This is a genomic window from Hydrophilobacter chitinilyticus, assembly GCF_049860745.1.
Taxonomy (GTDB): Bacteria; Pseudomonadota; Gammaproteobacteria; order Burkholderiales; family Burkholderiaceae_C; genus Rhodoferax_B.
In genome coordinates, this window is record NZ_CP187561.1 from 5,656,177 (window position 1) to 5,677,093 (window position 20,917).

10 protein-coding genes are annotated in these 20,917 nt (G+C 62.4%); 5 read left to right on the plus strand and 5 right to left on the minus strand.

Annotated features, from left to right (window positions below; genetic code table 11):
* Positions 1–20 precede the first annotated feature (20 nt).
* Together ACPWMG_RS25340 and ACPWMG_RS25345 are read right to left on the minus strand one after the other, a co-directional pair.
* Positions 21–1,118, minus strand: coding sequence for a M14 family metallopeptidase (locus tag ACPWMG_RS25340; RefSeq protein ID WP_483302248.1), 1,098 nt, complete (start codon positions 1,116–1,118; stop codon positions 21–23).
* On the minus strand, positions 1,115–2,305 hold the full coding sequence (locus ACPWMG_RS25345) for a M20 aminoacylase family protein (RefSeq protein WP_483302249.1): 1,191 nt from the start codon (positions 2,303–2,305) through the stop codon (positions 1,115–1,117). Before ACPWMG_RS25345 ends, ACPWMG_RS25340 begins: the two co-directional genes overlap by 4 nt.
* 143 nt (positions 2,306–2,448) lie before the next feature.
* On the opposite strand from ACPWMG_RS25345, the gene argE reads away from it, so the two are divergent.
* Together argE and ACPWMG_RS25355 are read left to right on the plus strand one after the other, a co-directional pair.
* Positions 2,449–3,606, plus strand: coding sequence for an acetylornithine deacetylase (argE, locus tag ACPWMG_RS25350; protein WP_483302250.1), 1,158 nt, complete (start codon positions 2,449–2,451; stop codon positions 3,604–3,606).
* Positions 3,607–3,659: 53 nt separating this feature from the next.
* A complete protein-coding gene (locus tag ACPWMG_RS25355; RefSeq protein ID WP_483302251.1) occupies positions 3,660–5,747 on the plus strand; it encodes a molybdopterin-containing oxidoreductase family protein in 2,088 nt (695 codons plus the stop codon).
* Between the two features lie 52 nt (positions 5,748–5,799).
* Here the strand turns inward: ACPWMG_RS25355 and ACPWMG_RS25360 are convergent, their stop codons facing one another.
* The 3 genes from ACPWMG_RS25360 to hppD all read right to left on the minus strand — a co-directional run bounded on the left by ACPWMG_RS25360 (position 5,800) and on the right by hppD (position 8,141).
* Positions 5,800–5,991, minus strand: a complete 192-nt coding sequence (locus tag ACPWMG_RS25360; RefSeq protein WP_483302252.1) for a hypothetical protein — start codon at positions 5,989–5,991, stop codon at positions 5,800–5,802.
* A 138-nt stretch (positions 5,992–6,129) separates the two neighbouring features.
* Positions 6,130–7,026, minus strand: coding sequence for a phenylalanine 4-monooxygenase (gene phhA / locus ACPWMG_RS25365; protein WP_483302253.1), 897 nt, complete (start codon positions 7,024–7,026; stop codon positions 6,130–6,132).
* Positions 7,027–7,058: 32 nt separating this feature from the next.
* Positions 7,059–8,141 carry a 4-hydroxyphenylpyruvate dioxygenase gene (gene hppD / locus ACPWMG_RS25370; protein WP_483302254.1) on the minus strand — a complete coding sequence of 361 codons (1,083 nt, stop codon included), beginning with the start codon at positions 8,139–8,141 and terminating at the stop codon, positions 7,059–7,061.
* A 118-nt stretch (positions 8,142–8,259) separates the two neighbouring features.
* On the opposite strand from hppD, the gene ACPWMG_RS25375 reads away from it, so the two are divergent.
* The 3 genes from ACPWMG_RS25375 (at position 8,260) to ACPWMG_RS25385 (ending at position 20,909) form a co-directional block, all read left to right on the plus strand.
* The gene (locus tag ACPWMG_RS25375; RefSeq protein ID WP_483302255.1) at positions 8,260–8,742 is read left to right on the plus strand and encodes an Lrp/AsnC family transcriptional regulator; all 483 of its coding nucleotides are present in this window, start codon (positions 8,260–8,262) and stop codon (positions 8,740–8,742) included.
* A gap of 319 nt (positions 8,743–9,061) precedes the next feature.
* Positions 9,062–14,176 (plus strand): DUF4347 domain-containing protein, encoded by a 5,115-nt coding sequence (locus tag ACPWMG_RS25380; protein ID WP_483302256.1) that lies wholly within the window; start codon positions 9,062–9,064, stop codon positions 14,174–14,176.
* Positions 14,177–15,413: 1,237 nt separating this feature from the next.
* Positions 15,414–20,909: a VCBS domain-containing protein gene (locus ACPWMG_RS25385; RefSeq protein WP_483305341.1), complete on the plus strand. Its 5,496-nt coding sequence runs from the start codon at positions 15,414–15,416 to the stop codon at positions 20,907–20,909.
* Positions 20,910–20,917: the final 8 nt, after the last annotated feature.

The following is a 20,917-nucleotide window of genomic DNA, read 5'->3' on the forward strand; positions in this document are numbered from 1 at the left end:
CGCTGGGTACAGAGCGAGGCTTAGCGACTTAACCCATCCACCGCCTGGAACATCGCCTGCCGCGCCTGGCTGATGATCTGGCCCTTCCAGGCGTCGTTGTCGCAGTAGAAGGCTTGCAGCAACTGCGTCTTGATCTCGGCTGCCAGCTCGGCGGGCGCTTCGGGGTGCTGGTGCAGCCAGTGGTCGGCACGCAGGGCCTGCATCACCTCCAGCAGCGGCAAGGTGCCGAACTCGAGTGCAATGCCGGTGTACTCGGCTTGCGCGCATTCCTCCACCAGCGAGTTGAACATCAAGCCGGTGAGCACGGCCGACGATGACGTGCCGTCGTAAATCGACGTGACCTGTTTTTCGCCCCACCACGCGCGGGCGCGCAGCACACTCGCGGCATCGTCGCGGCCGGCAAAAATGCGCTCGCCAATGCCGTTGGGACCCAAGCCGGTGTGTATGTCGATCCAGGCGATACGTTGCGCGCGCTGGGCATAGGTGCGCAACACGTCGCGCCACGTGGTGTTGCTCCACGTTGGCGCATTGCCGCCAAAGAACATACCGCCTGCAGACGCGTATTGGCCTTGCGAAATGGCCGCTTGAAAAGCGTTTTGTCCATGGGTGGCCACGTACGAATCGATGGCCTTGTAGTTGGCCGAGGTGGGTGGCCACTCGGGCGGCAACAGCAACGTCTCCAGCGCGGCGTACGCTGGGTTGTCGGGCAACGGCTGCGAGAAATCGTGGAAATTGCGGTTCAGGTCGACGTTTTCCTGTGTGACCCGGCGCAGGTGCGAGAAACCGTAGGGGTTGAGCGCGTGCACGTAAAGCACCGCCACGCCCTGCGCGCGGGCCTTCTCGCGCCACTCTTCGTCGTGCAGCGCAAAGGTTTGCACACCGCTGCCGCAAAAGCCTTCGACGCCGTGGCAACCGCTGCTGACGATCAGCAGCCGCTCGGCGTCAACGGCGTCGCTCGGGCTGTCGAGCGCCACGTCCATGGCAAGCTGCTCGCCCTCGCGCCCGGGCAGCGCGAGTTTGTACGAAGCCACCAGGAGCCGCGCGTTGGACGCGGCTTCGATGAAGCGAATCCGCGCCAGCGCGTAGCTGGTCGAAAACACTTCAGCGACGGGAATCATGCGCGGCCCAGCCACTGCTCCGCCAGGCGCACCCAGTAGGTGGCGCCCAACGGGATCAGGTCGTCGTTGAAGTCGTAGCTCGGGTTGTGCAAGGTGCAAGGGCCCGCGCCGTGGCCCATCTCACGGTGCGCGCCGTCGCCATTGGCGATGAAGCAATACGCGCCGGGCTTTTCTTGCAGCATGAAGGCGAAATCTTCAGCCCCCATGGTCGGCTCTTGCGGCAAGACGTTGGCCTCACCCACAATTTCCGCCATCACGCGGCGTGCAAATTCGGCCTCGTTCGGATGGTTGACCGTGGGCGGGTAATTGCGGCGGAAAGAGAACTCGCAACGCGCGCCAAAGGCCGTGGCAATGTTCTCGGCCACGAGTTGCATGCGCTGCTCGATCATGTCGAGCACTTCCAGCGAGAAGGTGCGCACCGTGCCCTGCATTTCGCAGCTGTCGGGCACCACGTTGGTGGCCGCGCCGGCATGGATCATGGTGACCGAAATCACGCCCGCATCCACCGGCTTCTTGTTGCGGCTGATGATGGTTTGAAAGCCCTGCACGATCTGGCAGGCTACCGGCACGGGGTCGATGCCGTTGTGCGGCAGTGCGGCATGGCTGCCCTTGCCGTGGATGGTGATCTTGAATTCGTTGCTCGACGCCATCACCGGGCCGGGGCTCACGGCAAACTGGCCCACCTGGTAGCCGGGCCAGTTGTGCATGCCGAACACCGCCTCCATGGGGAACTGCTCGAACAGGCCCTCTTTGATCATCTCGCGTGCGCCGCCGCCGCCCTCTTCTGCGGGCTGGAAAATCAGGTACACGGTGCCGTCGAAGTTGCGGTTCTTGGCCAAATGCTGCGCTGCAGCGAGCAGCATCGCGGTATGGCCGTCGTGGCCGCAGGCGTGCATCTTGCCCTCGTGCTTGCTGGCGTGGGCAAAGGTGTTGAACTCTTGCAGCGGCAGCGCGTCCATGTCGGCGCGCAGGCCCACCGCGCGGTTGGAAGTGCCGTTCTTGATGATGCCAACCACCCCCGTGGTGCCCAGGCCCCGGTGGATGGGAATGCCCCATTCGGTGAGCTTGGCCGCTACCACGTCGGCGGTGCGGACTTCTTCAAAACACAGTTCGGGGTGGGCGTGGATGTCACGGCGCACAGCGGCAATGCCGGCGGCTTGGGTGACGATGGAGTCGATGATCTTCATGGCGTTCTCGTATCGTGTGACTAAGACTGGGCGCGGAAAATGCAAGTAGAAAAGACTGGTTGGACGTCTTTCAACATGCCAGTCTATCCCTTACTTGTATGACAAGTGAAGCAAATTCCCGGCCACTCGCGCAAAATACGAAGATGATCTCTCCCTACGCCCTCGAACTGGCCCAGACCCTGGTCCACATGCAAACCGTCAGCCACAACTCCAACCTGGAGTTGATCCACTTTGTGCGCGACACCCTGGCCAAGCTGGGCGTAGCGAGCCGGCTGACCTTCAACGCCGACAAAACCAAGGCCAACCTGTTTGCCACCATCGGCGAAGGCAAGCCGGCCGGCATCATCTTGTCGGGCCATACCGACACCGTGCCATGGGACGGCCAGGACTGGACCATGGACCCGCTAAGCGCCACCGTACGCGATGGCAAGCTCTTCGGCCGCGGCAGTGCCGACATGAAGAGCTTCATCGCCATCGCGCTGGCGCATGCCGAGCAGTTTTTGAAGTCACCCGCACCGTTTGCCGTGCACCTGGCGCTGAGTTTTGACGAAGAAGTCGGCTGCATTGGCGTGAAGGAATTGATCGCCGACATGCGCGACGCCGGCATCAAACCACTGGCCTGCATCGTGGGCGAGCCCACCAATATGGTGCCCGCCATTGCCCATAAAGGGGTGTACCGCTACAAATGCTGCGTACGCGGCAAAGAAGCGCATTCATCGCTCACACCGATGTCGGTCAACGCGATTGAAATGGCTGCGCGCGTGGTCGGCAAGGTGCGCGACATGGCTGAAGACTTTGAACGCAACGAACCGCGTTTTGAAGGCTTTGACGTGCCGTTTTCCACCAGCAGCGTGGGCCAGTTCCACGGCGGCATTGCCGACAACGTGGTGCCGGTGGACGCAGAGTTCCGCTATGAGTTCCGTAACCTGCCCAACGCCGATGCGCTGGCCATGCAAGCCCAGGTGCGCGCTTACGCCGCGTCGCTGGAGCCACGCATGCAGAAGGTGGCGCCGCAAGCCGGTTTCCGCTTCGAGACCATTTGTGAAGTGCCCGGTTTTCTGGGCAGCCGTGACGATGCAGTCACCCGGCTGGCCCAGCGCCTCGCCGGCGAAGACGGCACCACGCTGGTGGCCTTTGGCACCGAAGCAGGCCTGTTCAAAACCGCCGGTATTCCCACCGTGGTGTGCGGCCCCGGCAGCATTCAACAAGCGCACCAACCCGATGAGTTTGTGACGCTGGAACAATTGGGCCGCTGCGAAGCCTTCATGCAAGGCTTGGCCGAGACCAAGACGATTGAGTAAGTTCAGAAGTTAAGAAGTGAAGAGCGGCGCACCTCAACGCCGCCAGAGTGACCATGATGACCGCCACGCTTGAATCCCCTGCCGCGACCCTACCCGCCACCACCACGGTGCGCGGTGCATGCCCGCACGACTGCCCCGACACCTGCTCACTGATCACCACCGTGGCGAACGGCATCGCCATCAAGGTGCAAGGCAACCCGGCGCACAAACACACCGACGGCGTGTTGTGCGCCAAGGTGTCGCGCTACACCGAGCGAACGTACCACACAGACCGCATCCTCACGCCGCTTAAGCGTGTGGGCCCCAAGGGCAGCGGCCAGTTTGAGCCGGTGACGTGGGACGCGGCATTGAGCGACATCACCGCGCGCCTCAAAGAGATTGCGGCGCGCGACCCGCAAGCCATCCTGCCCTACAGCTACGCGGGCACCATGGGCCTGGTGCAGGGCGAGAGCATGGACCGGCGTTTCTTCCACCAGTTGGGCGCGTCGCTGTTGGAGCGCACCATCTGCGCATCTGCCGGTGGCGAGGGGCTGAACCAAACGCTGGGCGGCAAGGTCGGCATGAAGGTTGAGCACTTTGCCGAGGCCAAGCTCATCCTCATCTGGGGTAGCAACTCGATTGGCAGCAACCTGCACTTCTGGCGCTACGCACAACAGGCCAAACGCGCCGGTGCACGCCTGGTGTGCATTGACCCACGCCGCACCGAGACGGCCGAGAAGTGCCACGAACACATTGCCCTGCGCCCTGGTACCGACGCGGCACTCGCGCTGGCGATGATGCATGAACTCATCACCCACGACTGGCTCGACCACGACTACCTGGCGAACTACACCGTCGGCTGGGATGCGCTGCGTGAACGCGCGCTGACGTGGGCGCCCGAACGCGCGGCCGAAGTCTGCGGCATTCCAGCCGAACAAATTCGCGCCCTGGCCCGCGATTACGGCCAGTGTTTTGTGGATGGCCAACCCGCAGCCATTCGCCTGAACTACGGCATGCAGCGCGCACGCGGCGGCGGCAACGCCACGCGCGCCGTGGTCAGCCTGCCAGCTTTGATCGGCGCCTGGCGCCACCGTGCGGGCGGCGTGTTGCTCAGCAGCTCGGGCCAGTTTCCTGTGGACCGTGCAGCCCTGCAGCGCCCTGACCTGCTGGCCGGGCGCACGCCGCGCAGCATCAACATGAGCACGATTGGTGATGCGCTGTTGACCCCCGCCACGCCACAGGCGCCCGCGATTGAAGCGGTGGTGGTCTACAACAGCAACCCGGTGGCGGTAGCGCCTGAGTCGGCCAAGGTGGTGAAAGGTTTTGCGCGTGAAGATGTGTTCACCGTGGTGCTGGAGCACTTTCACACCGACACGGCCGACTACGCCGATTACGTGCTACCCGCCACCACGCAACTGGAGCACTGGGACGTGCACAGCGCCTACGGCCATACCGACGCGCTGCTGAACCAGCCCGCCGTGGCGCCAGTGGGCCAGGCGCTGAGCAACACCGAGATCTTTCGCCAACTGGCCGCACGCATGGGCTTTACCGATGCGTGTTTCCAAGACAGCGATGAGGCGCTGTGCCGCGCCGCCTACGGCAGCAAGGTGGACTTCGAGCAATTGCACAGCGACGGCTTTGCCACCATCGATTTGCCTGAGGCACCGTTTGTCCAAGGCGGCTTTCCCACACCATCGGGCAAATGCGAATTCTTCAGCGAACGGCTGGTGGCGCAGGGCCAGGATGGCTTGCCAGACTACGTGCCAAACCACGAAAGTATTGGTTCGTCAGCCGACTACCCGTTGGCGATGATTTCGCCACCGGCGCGAAACTTCTTGAACTCGACCTTTGTGAACGTGACCAGCCTGCGCGACATTGAAGGCGAGCCGCTGCTGGAAATTTGCGAGGCCGACGCGAGCGCACGCGGCATTGCCACGGGCGACACGGTGCGGGTGTTCAACGGGCGCGGCAGTTACCGCTGCAAAGCCAAGGTGACGCCACGCGCACGCACGGGGGTTGTGCATGGCATGGGGATCTGGTGGCGAAAGTTGGGCCTGGACGGCACCAACGTGAACGAGCTCACCAGCCAGCGCCTGACCGACATGGGCCGGGCGCCGACGTTCTACGACTGTCTGGTGCAGGTGAGCAAGGAAGCGACCTAGGGCAGAAGCCCGCAGAGGTGCGGGAGCCCAAGGCCACGAGGGCGGAAAATTATTAAGCGAGAAGGGACTTCTTGCTGCCGCGCGTCTTCGACTTGGGCGAGATGGTGTTCACGCCAGACTCGGACGGCTTGACGACTTGCCAGATGGTTTTGAACTTGGTTTCGGGAATCAACAACGGCGTGGTACGCGGGGTTTCAACTTCTTCGATTGCAGCTGCGGCGGCAGCACTAGCCTTTTTGGTCATACACAAGTATTTTTGTAGTTGGGGCCGGTATTGTCGCAGCATCGGAGAAAGCCGGTAAAGACGCTAAGGAATGCCCGCGACACACATGCGTGGCATTCCTGTTAACTAACCCCGTTTTTCGCGATCTTATGTAGCGGCTTATGCAGCCACCGGCGCTGCGTTGACGCGCTTCGCGCGGTGGTATGTACCACTTCCGGTGCTGTAGACCTTGTCGCTGGGCAACACGGTGCCGGGCTCAAAATCAAACGCAGACCGCACGCGATCGTAGAGCGGCGCAAAGTCGATGTGCGCCAGCTCCAGCAACCTCTCCAGGTTGTCGATGACGAAGTAGGTTTCCTGAAAGTCGTCGATGCGGTAGAGCGTGCGCATCACGCGCTCCAGGTCGAAGGCAATGCGGTTGGGCGACGCATCATCCAAGGCAAAAACACTCTCGGTGTAAGACGACGCAATGCCCGCGCCGTAGATGCGCAAGCCGTCAGCCTGCTTCACCAGACCAAACTCCACCGTGTACCAGTACACGCGCGCCAGTTTGTCGAGCACGCCCAAACTTTTGGCGCGCAAACCACCTTGGCCGTAAGCCTGGATGTAGTCGGCAATGGCTGGGTTCATCAGCATGGGCACGTGGCCAAATACGTCGTGGAATACGTCAGGTTCTTCGAGGTAATCGAGCTCGTGTGGCTTGCGAATGAAGTTGCCCGATGGGAAGCGGCGGTTCGCCAGGTGTTCAAAAAACACTTCGTCGGGCACCAGGCCCGGCACCGCCACCACTTGCCAGCCGGTGCGCTTGTGCAGCACCTCGCTCAGTGCTTCGAAGTTGGGGATTTGCTCAGCACCGATGGGCAAATCGTGCATGCCTTGCACAAAGGCATCACACGCGCGACCGGGCAGCAACTTGCTCTGGCGCTCAAACAAGGTTTTCCACACCGCGTGCTCGGCTGGCGTGTAGTTCGCCCAGCCCTGGTCGATGGTCCAGTCGGGTCGTTGTGGTGCGGCGTTTTCGCCTGCAGCCAGACCATGTTTTTGTGGTGCTTGCATGATGTGTCTCCTTCTCCCCGCCTCTACTTCTTTTACGCGGTTTGCAACACCCCGCGCCGGATCTGGTCGCGTTCCAACGATTCAAACAAGGCCTTGAAGTTGCCTTCACCAAAGCCCTGGCTGTAGTCGCCCTTGCGCTGGATGAACTCGAAGAACACCGGACCCAGCATGGGGGTAGAGAAGATCTGCAGCAGCAGGCGCGGCGTGCCGTCTTCGGTGGTGCCATCCAGCAGGATCCCGCGTGCTTGCAGGTCGGGTACGTTCTCACCATGGCCCGGCAGGCGGGAGTTGAGCATCTCGTAGTAGATGTCATTGGGCGCCGTCGCCAACGACACACCGGCCATGCCAAGCTTGTCCACCACGTCGGGCAGGTTGTCGCAGATCAAGGCGATGTGCTGGATGCCCTCGCCGTTGAATTGCATCAAAAACTCTTCGATCTGGCCGCCGCCCTGCTTTGACTCTTCGTTCAAAGGAATGCGGATCTTGCCGTCGGGAGCCGTCATGGCCTTCGAGGTCAGACCCGTGTATTCGCCCTTGATGTCGAAGTAGCGGATCTCGCGGAAGTTGAACAGCTTCTCGTAGAAGTTGGCCCAGAAGCCCATGCGGCCGCGGTAGACGTTGTGCGTCAAGTGGTCGACTTCCTTCAAGCCGTGGCCCACCGGGTTGCGGTCTACGCCATCGATCCACTCGAAATCGATGTCGTAGATGGACTTGCCTTCTTCAAAACGGTCGATCAGGTACAGCGGCGCGCCGCCAATGCCCTTGATGGCCGGCAAGCGCAGTTCCATGGGGCCGGTGCCGATCTCGATAGGCTGCGCGCCCAGTTCCAGCGCGCGCTGGTAGGCTTTGTGCGAATCCTTCACACGGAAAGCCAGGCCGCAGGCCGAGGGGCCATGCTCTGCCGCGAAGTAGCCGGCTTCACTCTTGGGCTCGCGGTTGACGATGAAGTTGATCTTGCCCTGGCGGTACAGCACCACATCTTTCGAGCGGTGTTTGGCCACCAGCTGGAAGCCCATCGTTTCAAACACTGGCTCCAGCACGCCAGCCGTGGGGGAGGCGAACTCCACAAATTCAAAGCCCATCAGGCCCATGGGGTTCTCGAACAAATCAGCCATCTTGGTCTCCTCGTGTGGGGTCGTAATAGAGCTAATGGTAGGCAACCGCCACGCAATATTCCTGCAAGCTTCTGCCGCGTTTTGACGTCAGGCGCTGGAATCCTGCAAAATTGCCACCATGGACGCAAAAATTGAACTCGACGCCATCGATTTGCGCGTCCTTCGCGCGCTGCAAAACAATGCCCGCGCCACCTACGACGAACTCGCCGCGCAGGTCAGCCTCTCGGCCTCGGCTACGCTGCGCCGCGTCAAGCGCCTGGAAGATGCGGGCGTGATTGCCGGCTACGTCACCCTGCTGCATGCCGAGCGCGTGGGCCTGCCGCTCACCGCATACATCAACGTGCGGCTGGAGAAACACACCGAGAGCCACAAACGCAACCCGATGGACGTGTTCCGCGCCTCAGTACAAGGCTGGCCGGAGGTGATTGAGTGCGCATCGCTCACCGGCGAAATGGACTACCTGCTGCGCGTGGTGGTGGCCGACATGGCGCACTACTCACGCTTTGTGATGAACACCTTGCTCAAGCACCCCAGCGTGCAGGACTGCAAAACCAGCTTTGTGCTCGACCACGTCAAAGCAACCACCGCTCTTCCCATCTAACCCCGGTTGAACTGCTCACCTATCGTTACAAAGGCGTGTAGGGCAAGGGCCACAAAACCTGTCGAAACTGACTGGTGTTGACGAATCCCCCCGTGGCATACTAACTTTACACACTGAGACGACGGTTCACAAAAACGAACCGGGACGGAGTTTCTGGTTTTCCCGAGGGGAGAGCACGACTGCATACGAGCAACATGCGTCTCGTGCTTTCTTTCTGTTTACAAACCGTTCCAGGCACTCCTGAATCAAGGGGCCTGGAAGGCGTTGATGGGCGTCAGCTATGGCGCTCGTCGGCAGTGAAGCGAAGGCGAAGACAACGATGATGCCAATCTCTGGTTCCACTCTGGGCGCGCACCTGCTACCCAGCAGTTCTTTTCTCGCTTTAGAGCAACGCATTCTGTTTGACGGTGCTGCTGCAGTGGCGGCAGACCAGCAGCATCACACGGCGGATGCGGCCGCCTCCGATCCCAACCACGCCGTCGCCACCACCGAGAACAACGCACGCAGCGCACTGGAGGCAGCCAAGGCAACGCTCCACGCCGCCAGCGCGGCGGCCCCCGCCACGCATAATTTGATGGTAGTCGACAGCCGCGTGGAAGGGCTGGAAGAACTCAAAATGGGCCTGACACCGAACACCGCCTTGCTGGTGGTGAACGCGCAAGAGAACGGTTTGGAGGCCATCTCCAAAGCGCTGCATGACTTGGGGCAAGTCGACTCCATCCAGATCTTCAGCCACGGTGCATCGGGGCAGTTGACGCTGGGCAGCAGCACACTCTCAAGCGACAACGTCAGTGCCTTCACCAGCACCCTCGCAGCCTGGGGGGCATCGCTCACGGCAGATGCCGACATCCAACTTTATGGCTGCAACGTCGGAGCGGGCGTGGCTGGGCGCATCCTCGTCGACAGCCTGGCAGCCTACACCGGCGCTGACGTGGCCGCGTCCAGTAACGACACCGGCGCCACAGCCGCCGGCGGCGACTGGGTGCTGGAAGTGCAGCACGGCGTGATCAACAAAGACACTGTGCTCAGCAGCGAGGCACGCAGCGCCTTCAGCGGCCTGCTGGCCAACGCGAATGCCATCGTGAGCTTCGACCAGCCGGGCGACAGCACCTTGCTGGGCGACCAGTTCACCTTCACCCTCAACTTTGCCAACAACTCCAGCCAGGTAGGCTTTGGGCCCTACATCGACCTGGCTTTGCCCGCCACCGGCAAAGATGGGGACGACGGTGTCAGCTTCGTCTCGGCCACCTATCTAGGCAACACACTCAAAACGTATGTGTTGACGTTCGACGCCAACGGCAACGCCACCCACCCGATGGCCGTGGACAGCAACGGCACACCGTTGGTAGTGAACGCATCGACCTTCGGCATGCGCGCGGGCGATCAACTGGTGGTGATCCAGGTGCCGTTTTCGAGCGTGACCAACAGCCAGCCGGTTATCCCCATCGTGATCACTGCCAGCCTGAGCAATCTGGCAGACACCGCGTTCTCCAACGGCACACCCGACTTGAGCATCAGCGCCCGTGGCGGCTTTCAACTGGGCAACGACTCGCTGAACAATGCCAACACCGACCCCACTTTGGTTGGCAGCCTGGCCGCCAATTACGTGGTGCACCCCACGGTGGTGACGTTCGACCAAAGCATCAATATGCCCGATGGCAAAACCGCCACCGGCCCCAACTACAACCGCAGTTTCGATCTGACGGTGACGCCCGCCCCGGGGCAAACGCTGACCAACGTGGTGGTCACCCAGGATCTGCCGCCGGAGATCCAGATCACTGGCATCGCGCCTGGCGCGGGTGGCACATTAACGTCGATCCGACTGCAAAGTGGCTTGGTGTTGACCAGCCCCGCCCTCATCGCCTCCGCCATTGCACGCGACGACATCTACATCGCCAGCTTCACCGTCACCTACGCGAGCTTGAGCGGGGCCAACACCACATTGGTGAACTTCTACGTACCCGACACCCAGCGCGACGGCACGCCGGTTGTAAACCACGTCACCGGCGACAGCACCACCATCAACATCGCCGCTCCTACGGTTGTGGCTGAGTGGGTGCCGATCGACGGCCGCGATGTGACTGCACCGGCCACCACCATCCAGTTGACCGAAACCGGCGACACCATGAGCTTCGTCGCCAAGTCGATCACGCTCGACAAAGGCGTGACGATCATCACCGACCTGGGCCAAACCGGCCTGACGCCGGGCGACACACTGGCCTACAACATCAACATCGCCATCTCTGACTACTTTGCATTTGGCGAAGACTTCTTCCGCCGAGGCAATTTGACGGTGGTCGATACAGTGTCGGATGGCCAGGTGTTTACTGGCACGCCCACGCTGAGCTTCACCATGGAAGGCGTGCAACGCACGGTGGCCTTGGTCACCTCTACCAGCGTGGTCAACGGCGTCACCACACTCACCTTCAACATTGCGCAGTCGATCCTGAATGCCGGCATTCCCATGGGCACCCTGGTGGGAGATCTGGCCAGCGATACCACTCGCACCAGCGCCACCCTGGCCGTCATCAGCTACACCACCTTGGTGAGCCAGAGTTACACCGCACCCACCGGCTCTCCACATAGCGAGATCAACGAAGGCGATGAACTGGGCAACAACGCCGTCGTGACCGGTACCCTGCTCGAGAGCAAATACAACCTTACCGGCTTTGACCAGTCCGACGGCGACAGCACCCTCAGTCGCGTGCCCACCAGCAATGTGGACATCGCCATCGCCACGGTGAACGGCGGCACGCCACCGTCCAATGGAGAACTGCGCCCCGGTGACGTGGTGACCTTCACCTTGAGCTACAACCTGGTGACCGGCGACTACGAGAACTTCGTGCTCACCGCCTATATGCCGCTGCCGCTGTTCGACGTGGGCAGCATCACCTGGGCCAATGGCTCGGCGGCGGGGCAATGGCTGATTGGCGCGGGCAACACCAACGGCAATCTGAACCCCACAGTCAGCTCCGGTGCCGGCAACTCAGTGGTCTTCAGCTTCGGCAACATGGTGGTGGCGGGCACCAGCGGCACGCGCGTCGAGATCCGCTTCACGATGGAAGTAGGCTCCACGCCTTTCCCCGACCAGCGCGCCTTGTCCGTGTTGGCGCAGTCGTCGCAAACCACGTCCATTGCCCACAACACGCTGATTTCGTCCGATGCTGTCGCTATTGCCTCGATTGCAGAGCCAGTGCTCGCCGTCAGCCATGGCGTGGTGTCGAGCAGCAATGGCACTGTCAGCGGCACCACCGGCAGTTGGAGTGCGCCGGGCAGCACGGGCGCGCCATTCACCGGCAGCATCACCGACCTCAGTGCGATAGACGGCAATGTGAGCGGCATTGACGCAGGCGACATCGTGCGCTTGGCCACGGCGATTGAAAACACCGGTGGCGGTGGCGCTTTTGATGTGGTCACCACCGTCACGCTCCCCGCAGACCTGAGCTTTGTGGGCGGTGCGTTGGCCAGTGCCAACTTGAAGGTTTACCGCGGTGATGGCACGCAGTTGACGCTGAACGTGGACTACAGCGTCTCGGGCAACACCATCACCTTTCTGGATGCGGGCAATGCAGCCACCCTGCTGGCGGGCCGCGCGGGTACGGCCGCAGACACCAGCGGCAGCAACATCGTCATCATCACTTATGACACGGTGGTGGCCGCCAACATTGCGGCGGCACGCACACTGCAATCGTCGGCCAGCGTCACCAACTTTGCCAGTGTCAACGGTGGGCCCGACTTTTCGATCACCGACATTTCGGACATCGCGGGCGAGCAAGTCGCCACACCAGAAATCCGCAAAACCTATGCAGACGGCAGCCTGGACGACAGCGACTCCAGCGCCAGCCATACCACCGGCAACACGCTGGTGGTGGGCGAGAGCATGCTCTACGACATCATCGTCACGCTGCCAGAGGGCGTGACGCAAACGCTGCGCATTGACGACCTGATTCCCGCCGGCATGCGGTTGGACACCACGGCGTTTGGCGGGCTGGGTTATCAAATCATCACCACGGCCGCAGGCAGTGCGGCCCTAGCGGCCAACTTCAACGGCTCGGTTTCCGGCCCCGCGCTTTCTGCACTCACCGGTGCTTTGGGAGACGATGGCGGCGATGTCCGCCTGAGCTTCAGCGCAGCCAGCGCCACGGGCGACAACGTCGCCAACAACAACCAGTTTGTGATTCGGCTGCGCTTGGTGGCCAGCAACGTCAGCAGCAATCAAGCCGACAAAGCACTGCAAAACACCGCGCAACTGACCTTCTCTGACCCGGATACCGACACGCCAAATGGCTCTACTGCGGTAGACCGCACGGTCAACCTCGCAGGCGGCGCCCCCGTGGTCGTGATAGCAGAACCCACAGTGGCCATCTCGCAAGCCTTGCTCACACCGTCCAACGGCTTTGGTTTTGACGAAGGCAGCTTAATCACGTTCAGCATCACGCTGGCCAACATCAGCGGCGTCGATGCCTTCGACATCACACTGGCCGATGTGTTGCCCACGCAGTTGGATGGCATCAGCATTACCGGCGTGGTCTACACCGGCGCCACCGCCAACGGTGTGACAGCATTTGAAATTGTGGGTGGCCAATTGCGTTCAGCCAGCGGCGCCAACATTGACATCGCCAAGGGCGGCACCATCGTGTTGACCTTGCAGGGCACGGCCAACAGCACGGTGGGCAACATCGCCAGCTTCACCAACACGGCCACCGTGCAGTGGACCAGCTTGAACGGCACCGCTGGCGGCACGGCTGACCCCGCGGGTGAACGCACTGGTGTTGACGGTTTGATCAACACAGGTGTTCTCAACGACTACCGCTCCACCGCCACACTGGTCATCCCCACGTTGAAGGCACTGGGCATTTCGCGCGTGGGGGGGGCTGGACGACACGGCAACTGCCGGGTCCACCAATGCGGGCACCGAGCAGGTGGCGGTGGGCGAAATCATCCGCTACCGCGTGGTGTCGGCCTTGCCCGAAGGCACACGCCCGTCGTACCAGATTCAGGTGACGCTGGACGTGGGCCTCGACTTCATTCCTACCGCACAAAACCTGGTGCAGGTCGGGCTGATTTCAAACAACGGCGAACTCGTCAGCAGTTATGGCTCGGCCTTGATCAGCAGCGGTGTGCTGGCCATCAACGGCGACCAGACGGCTTCGCAGGCCGGACCTATCGCGGCCAACCTGAGCTCTCCCCTGAGCGCCGTGTTAGCCAGTGCGCGCATCAGTGTCTCGGGCGATGGACGCACCATTACCTTCGACTTTGGCGACATGATCAACAACGCGTTCAACGACGGCAACCTGGAAGGCCTGGTGCTGGAGTTCAACGTGGTGGTGAGCAACATTGCGGCGGTGCAAGCGGGCAACACACCAGGTGTGACCGCACGCGACTTCACCAACGGAGGCGCCACGCCCATTGGCCAAAGCCAAACCCTTTTTGAACAGATCGTGGAGCCCAGCTACACGATGCCGTTGAAGCAGGTCACGCAGTTCGACCCCAACCCGAGTGGCAGCACCGGCACCGCCAGGGTGGAAGTGAGCTTTACCGAAAACGGCACGATGTCGGCCTTTGACACGCGGCTGACCGACAGCTTCGCGGGCGGCAGCAACTACGTGCTGCAAAGCCTCACCATCGGCAGCACCACCTACGGCCCGGGCAACCTGCCAGCGGGTATAACCGTCAGCACCAGCGGCGGCATCACGGTGGACTTTGACAAAATCGCGCCCGGCACCAACGTCAAAGTGGTCTACGCCGTCACAGTGCCCAACAGCACGGCCATCACCAGCCCCAACGCCACGTTGACCTGGAGCAGCCTGCCCGAAAGCTTCACCAGTTGGGGCGGCTCTGCGGTGGGTGTGGATGGCACGGCCACTGGTGAACGCAATGGCACTGGCGGCGTAAATGATTACATCCTGACCGACAACGCCGGCCTGGGCGTGATCAGCGGCACGCTGTGGAACGACACGGCTTCGGCCGATGGCAGCACCACCGCTGACGGCCCTGGCCTGGGTGGCCTTACCGTGAAACTCACCTGGGCTGGTGCCGATGGTGATTTGGCCACGACGGCAGATAACGCAGTCTTCACGACCACCACCGCCGCAGACGGCACCTATCGCTTTGGTGTGTTGCCTGCAGGCGTGTACCAGATCGATACGCCTACCGGCACCGTGAATTATCCGCAGCCCGTGGGCTCGTTGCGCATCCGCATCGACAGCGATGGCGGCACGCTGGGCACCATTGGTGTGGTGCTGGGCGAAGGCGGCACGGCCGTGGTGAACGCGGGCTACGTGGAGCAAAACGACGCGCCGGTGAACATCATGCCCGGCACACAAAACGGCACAGAAGACGTGGCACTGGCCATTGCCGGCGTGCAGATCAGTGACGTGGACGCCGACCGTGACCCCAACGTGGCCGACCGCGCAGTGCAAGTGACGCTGACCGTGCTGCACGGCACATTGACCATTGGCTCGGTGCCTGGCGGCGTGACCGTGGGCGGCAACAGCAGCGGCACGGTGACCTTGAGCGGCACGGTCGCCAACATCAACACCGCCTTGGCCAGCCTGGTGTACCTGGGCAACACCAACTACAACGGCAGCGACACCCTCACCGTCAAAACCGAAGACCAAGGCAACTTTGGTGACGCCAATGGCAACGGCATTCCCGGTGAGATTGGCGACATGCTGTCCGACACCGACACGCTGGCCATTCAAATCGCGGCCGTGAACGACGCTCCCAGCGCCAACACTGACACCGCCAGCGCCACAGAAGCGGGTGGCACCTTTAACGACCACATTGGCGTGGATCCACGCGGCAACCTGTTTGTGAACGACACCGACGTCGACATTGCCACCAACGGCGACAGCTTGCACCTGGTGTCGATCCGCGCCGACAAAGACCCGGGCACGACAGCAGACGACGACACCATTTCGGTCGCGCCCAACGTCACCGCTGTGCTGGTGGGCCGTTACGGCAGCCTGGAGATCGACCGCGACGGCACCTACCATTACGTGGTCGACAACAACAACGCCGCCGTGCAGGCGCTGCGCCTGTCGGGCGATACGTTGGTGGAGACCTTCACCTACATCGTGAGCGACTCGGACAGCCCGCAGGCCACGGCAGACGCCACATCGACACTCACCATCACCATCCACGGCGCCAACGACACGCCCGTGGCGCAAAACGACACCGGCACCGCCATTGAAGCGGGTGGTGTGATGAATGGCACGGCCGGCACACCTGCCACCGGCAATGTTTTGAGCAACGACGCCGATGTGGACAGCGGCGACGGCAAAACCGTGACCGGCATTCGCAATGTGCCAGAAGCCACTTCCGGCCCGTTGACCAACGTACCTGCGGGCGCGGGCGGCACCACCATAGCAGGCCTGTACGGATCGCTCACCATACGGGCAGACGGCAGCTACACCTACACCGTGGACGACAGCAACCTCACGGTGCAAGCTTTGTCTTTGGGCCAAACGCTGACCGAGAACTTCAGCTACCAGGTGACCGACACCGGTGGTTTGAACGATGCGGCCGATCTGGTTATCACCATCCAGGGCCGCAACGATGCGCCTGTGGCCACCAATGACGTCGGCACAGCCCAGGCCGGAGCCCTCCAGTTGGAGGCGAACGAGATCAACCCCACGGGCAACGTGATCACACTGCCCAGCCGCCCCGGCACGCCCGACCAAGCCGGCGGCAACGGCATCGACTACGACCTGGACGGCATCGACAAGCCCAACACCAAGTTGGTGGTCGATACCGTGGAGGCCACCACCTTGGGCGGCGGCGCCACAGCCATCGGGGCCGGCACGACCTCGGCCAACGCGCCGGCACTGGTGGGCAAGTACGGCAGCCTCTACATCGGTGCCGACGGTTCTTACCGCTACAACGTGGACAGCACCAACGCCGACGTGATCGCCCTCCCCGTAGGCGTCTCTCTCAGCGACGTTTTCACCTACCAGATCAAAGACACCGAAGGCAACACCGCGCAGGCCACGCTGACCATCACGGTGCGCGGCGTGAACGACCCGCCGCAAGCCTTGCCTGCGGCCGCCATTGCAGTGGAACGCGGTGGCATCAACAACGGCACGGCGGGTATCGACCCCACCGGCACGGTACTGGTGCGCACCACTGATCCTGACGGCGATCCGCTGCGCGTCTCGGTGATTCAAAACACCGGCGGCAGCATCAACATCGGCGTTGGCGGGCAAGCGGTACTCAACGGCCTGTACGGCACGCTGACCATCAACGCGGACGGCACCTATAGCTACGCAGTGAACAACAGTAATGCGGTGGTAGAAGCGTTGCGCCAATCCTCAGACCAACTGGTCGACGCATTTACCTTCACTATCCTGGACATCAATGGCGCCACCGACTCGGCCCAATTGTTTGTGGTGGTGCGCGGGGCCAACGACACGCCGGTGGCGGCCGACAACCTCGCCACAGCCGTCGAATCCGGCGGCGTAAACAATTCGTCGGCAGGCAGCAACCCCAGTGGCAACGTACTCACCAACGATGTGGACGTGGATGCATACGGCGAAACCCGCACCGTGGTCGCACTGCGCACGGGTGCAGAAGCGGCCAGCGGCACAGCCGGCGTGCTGGGCACGGAATTGCGCGGCACTTACGGCTGGGTGACCCTGAACGCCGATGGCAGCTACAGCTACCGGCTCGACAACGCCTCTGCCGCCGTGCAAGCGCTGCGCGCCGGCGACACCGTGACCGACACCTTCACCTACACCGTGGCCGATGCGCTGAACGCGCAAGACCGCGCTGCTTTGGTGATCACCATTCAAGGCAGCAACGACACCCCAGTGGCCACCAACGATACCGCCACCGCCGTAGAGCAAGGCGGCGTGAACAACGGCACGGCAGGCATCAACCCCACCGGCAATGTGCTGACCAACGACACCGATGTGGACAGTGGCGAAGTGCTGAGCGTGGGCAGTGTGAAGTTCGGCGGCAACAACGGCACGGTGGGCTCAGCGCTGGCCGGAGCCTATGGCTCGCTGGTGCTCAACGCCAACGGCACCTATACCTACACGGTGGACAACACCAATACCGCCGTGCAGTCCCTGCGCACGAATGCCAGCACCCTCACCGAAGTCTTTACCTATGCGGTGCGCGACAACGTCGGCGCCACCAGCCAGGCCACACTGACCATCACCATTCGCGGGCAGAACGACAACCCGGTGGCCAGCACCGATGTCGCCACCGCGGTAGAAGCCGGTGGCGCGGCCAACGCAACTTTAGGCACCGACCCCAGCGGTAACGTGCTCACCAACGACACCGACGTGGACGCCGCCGACAGCAAAGCCGTAAACGGCATTCGCCTGGGCGTGGAAGGCAGCGCGGGCAGCTACACGGCCGTGACTGGCATGACAGTGCTGGCGGGCAACTACGGCACCTTGACCATCGACGCGCTGGGCCAGTACACCTACGTGGTCAACAACAACCTGGCAGCCGTGCAGGCCTTGCGTGGCAACCAGTCGCTGGCCGAAGCCTTTACCTACCGCGTAACCGACACGGCAGGCGCTACCGATGCGGCCGAGCTGCGCATCACCATCATGGGCGCATGGGACACGCCTGTTGCTGCCAACGACATTGCCTATGCCGTCGCCCAAAGCAACACCAGCACAGGGCTCAACCCCATCGGCAACGTGTTGACCAACGACACCGACATTGACCAGGGCGACCCGCGTGCCGTCAATGGCATTCGCACCGGAACGGAAGGCGCGGGCGGCGCGCTCAACCCTGTAGCAGCGGGCTCCAACAACACCAACGGCACCTTGCTCACGGGCACATATGGCCAATTGCTCATCGGCGCGGACGGCACCTACCAGTACTTTGTGGACTCGACCAACCCCACCATCGTGGCGCTGGGTGCATTTGGTTTTGTGACCGACGTTTTTACTTACCAAGCCACTGATCAAGGCGGACAAACCGACTTGGCCCAACTGAGCATTGTGATCCGCGGGCGCAACGAAATCCCGATCTCACGCCCGGACTTTGCCGGTGCCGTGGAAGCCGGGGGCGTGCTCAACGCTACGCCGGGCGTCAACCCCACTGGCAATGTGCTGAGCAACGACAACGACCTGGATGGTGACGCCTTGGCTGTCTCGGCCATCCGCATAGGCCCTGCCAGCGGCGGCGGCACAGCAGGCACGCTGCAGACGGCACTGCGCGGCCTGTATGGCGACCTGACGCTGAACGCCGACGGCAGCTACAGCTACGTGGTCGACAACACCCTGGCCGCCGTGCAAGCCTTGCGCCAGACGGGCGAAACCGTGACCGACGTGTTCACCTATACCGTGACCGACTACCTCGGGGCATCGTCCACAGCCGAACTGCGCGTCACCATAGACGGGCGCGATGACGCCCCTGCCCCCACCAACGATGTGGGGCTGACCGCCCGGCCATCCAACCCCAGCGGCCCGAGTGTTGACGTAGATGGCAATGTGTTGACCAACGATACCGATGTCGACCAAGGCGATGTGTTGAGCGTGAGTGGCGGGCGCGGCGGAGCGCCTGGAGACTTCGGCATCGTGCGCAACGTGACGGCGGGCACCGACAGCACGAATGGCCTGGTGTTGACGGGCCAGTATGGGCAACTGACGCTAGGCGCAGATGGCAGTTACCACTATGTTGTGGACTCGAACAACCCCACTGTGATTGCGCTAGGTGAATTTCAAACCACGGCCGATGTCTTCACCTACGAGGTGCGTGACCTCGCAGGCCAAACACATCTGGCGCAGTTGAGCGTCGTCATCCGCGGGCGCAACGATGCCCCGGCCCCCGTGGCCGACACCGCCACGGCTGTGGAGGCCGGAGGCTTGAACAATGGCACCCCCGGCGTCAACCCCACCGGCAACGTGCTAGCCAATGATGTAGACGATGACGACAGTGTGATGACGGTGATTGGCGTCGTGGCCGGCCGCGCCCAGGGCACGCCGGAGGTGGGCGTGGGCAGCGTCATCCAAGGCATCTACGGCACGCTGGAAATGCAAGCCGATGGCAGTTGGCAATACACCGTCGACAACAACCTGGCAGCGGTACAGGCGCTGCGTGTCACCGGGCAAACCGTGTCGGACACTTTCACCTACACGGTGTCCGACAACCTGGGTGTGGTCAACAGCACCACGCTGGTGGTGACGGTGGATGGCCGCAACGACACGCCCGTGGCCGTGGACGACGTGGCCACGGCGATAGAGGCCAGTGGCGACGTCAACCTGACCCCTGGCGTGAACCCCACCGGCAACGTGCTCGACAACGACACCGATGTGGACAGCGTGGCGAATGGCGAAAGTAAAGCGGTACTGGCGGTGAGCAGTGAAACCGGTGCGTCCGCCAACGCGGGGCAAGTACTGCAAGGCCGCTACGGGCGATTGACCTTGTTGGCCGATGGCAGCTACAAATATGAGATCGACCAGAACAACCGCGCCGTCGAAGTGCTGGAGCCCGATGAGTCTCTACGCGAAGTCTTCACCTACCGCATGCGCGACGCCAATGGGCTGGAGGCCACCGCGCGTCTCACCGTCATCATCCAGGGCGAACACGACAACACGCCGCCCATGCCGCCCATCACGCCAGTGCCTGGCCCTGACGCTGATGTATTTGGCGATCAACGCGATCCACTGGAAGCGCTGAGCGATCACCAATCCGTCCTCCTCGGTTTACAGCCGGGAATCTTCGTCTCGCCTGTAGTGGAGGCGGCCAACGATGCTTCATCGGACAGCGGTCGCATCTCCGGCGGCAGCCGCCCCTACTTTGCGCGTGACGGTGAGTTGCGCAGCAGTTCGCTGGGTGCCGGGCTCGGTTTTGTATCAGGCCAATTCGTCGCGCAGGAAGTGCGAGCCAGCCAGGAAGATAGCGCCGAAGACAGTGCATGGGTTTCGGGGCGCCACGGGCGCATCGAACTCAGCGCGGATGGTTTACTGAGCGAACCCACGGTGTTCACCACAGAGTCGGTAGACATGACGGAGCATGACCGCCCTGCAGATGCGGCGCAGGAGCCACCGCCACCCCGTGCTCCCGCGGCGACACCAGCAGCACCAGCCAGAGCGCCTGTTGCGCAAGGCTTTTCAGCTCAGTTGCTCGCAGCGGCCCAGCGCATGCGCCCCGTGGTCGAGCCCATGCCGATATCCACCCCCAAACAAGAAGAGTACACATGAGCGCAAAG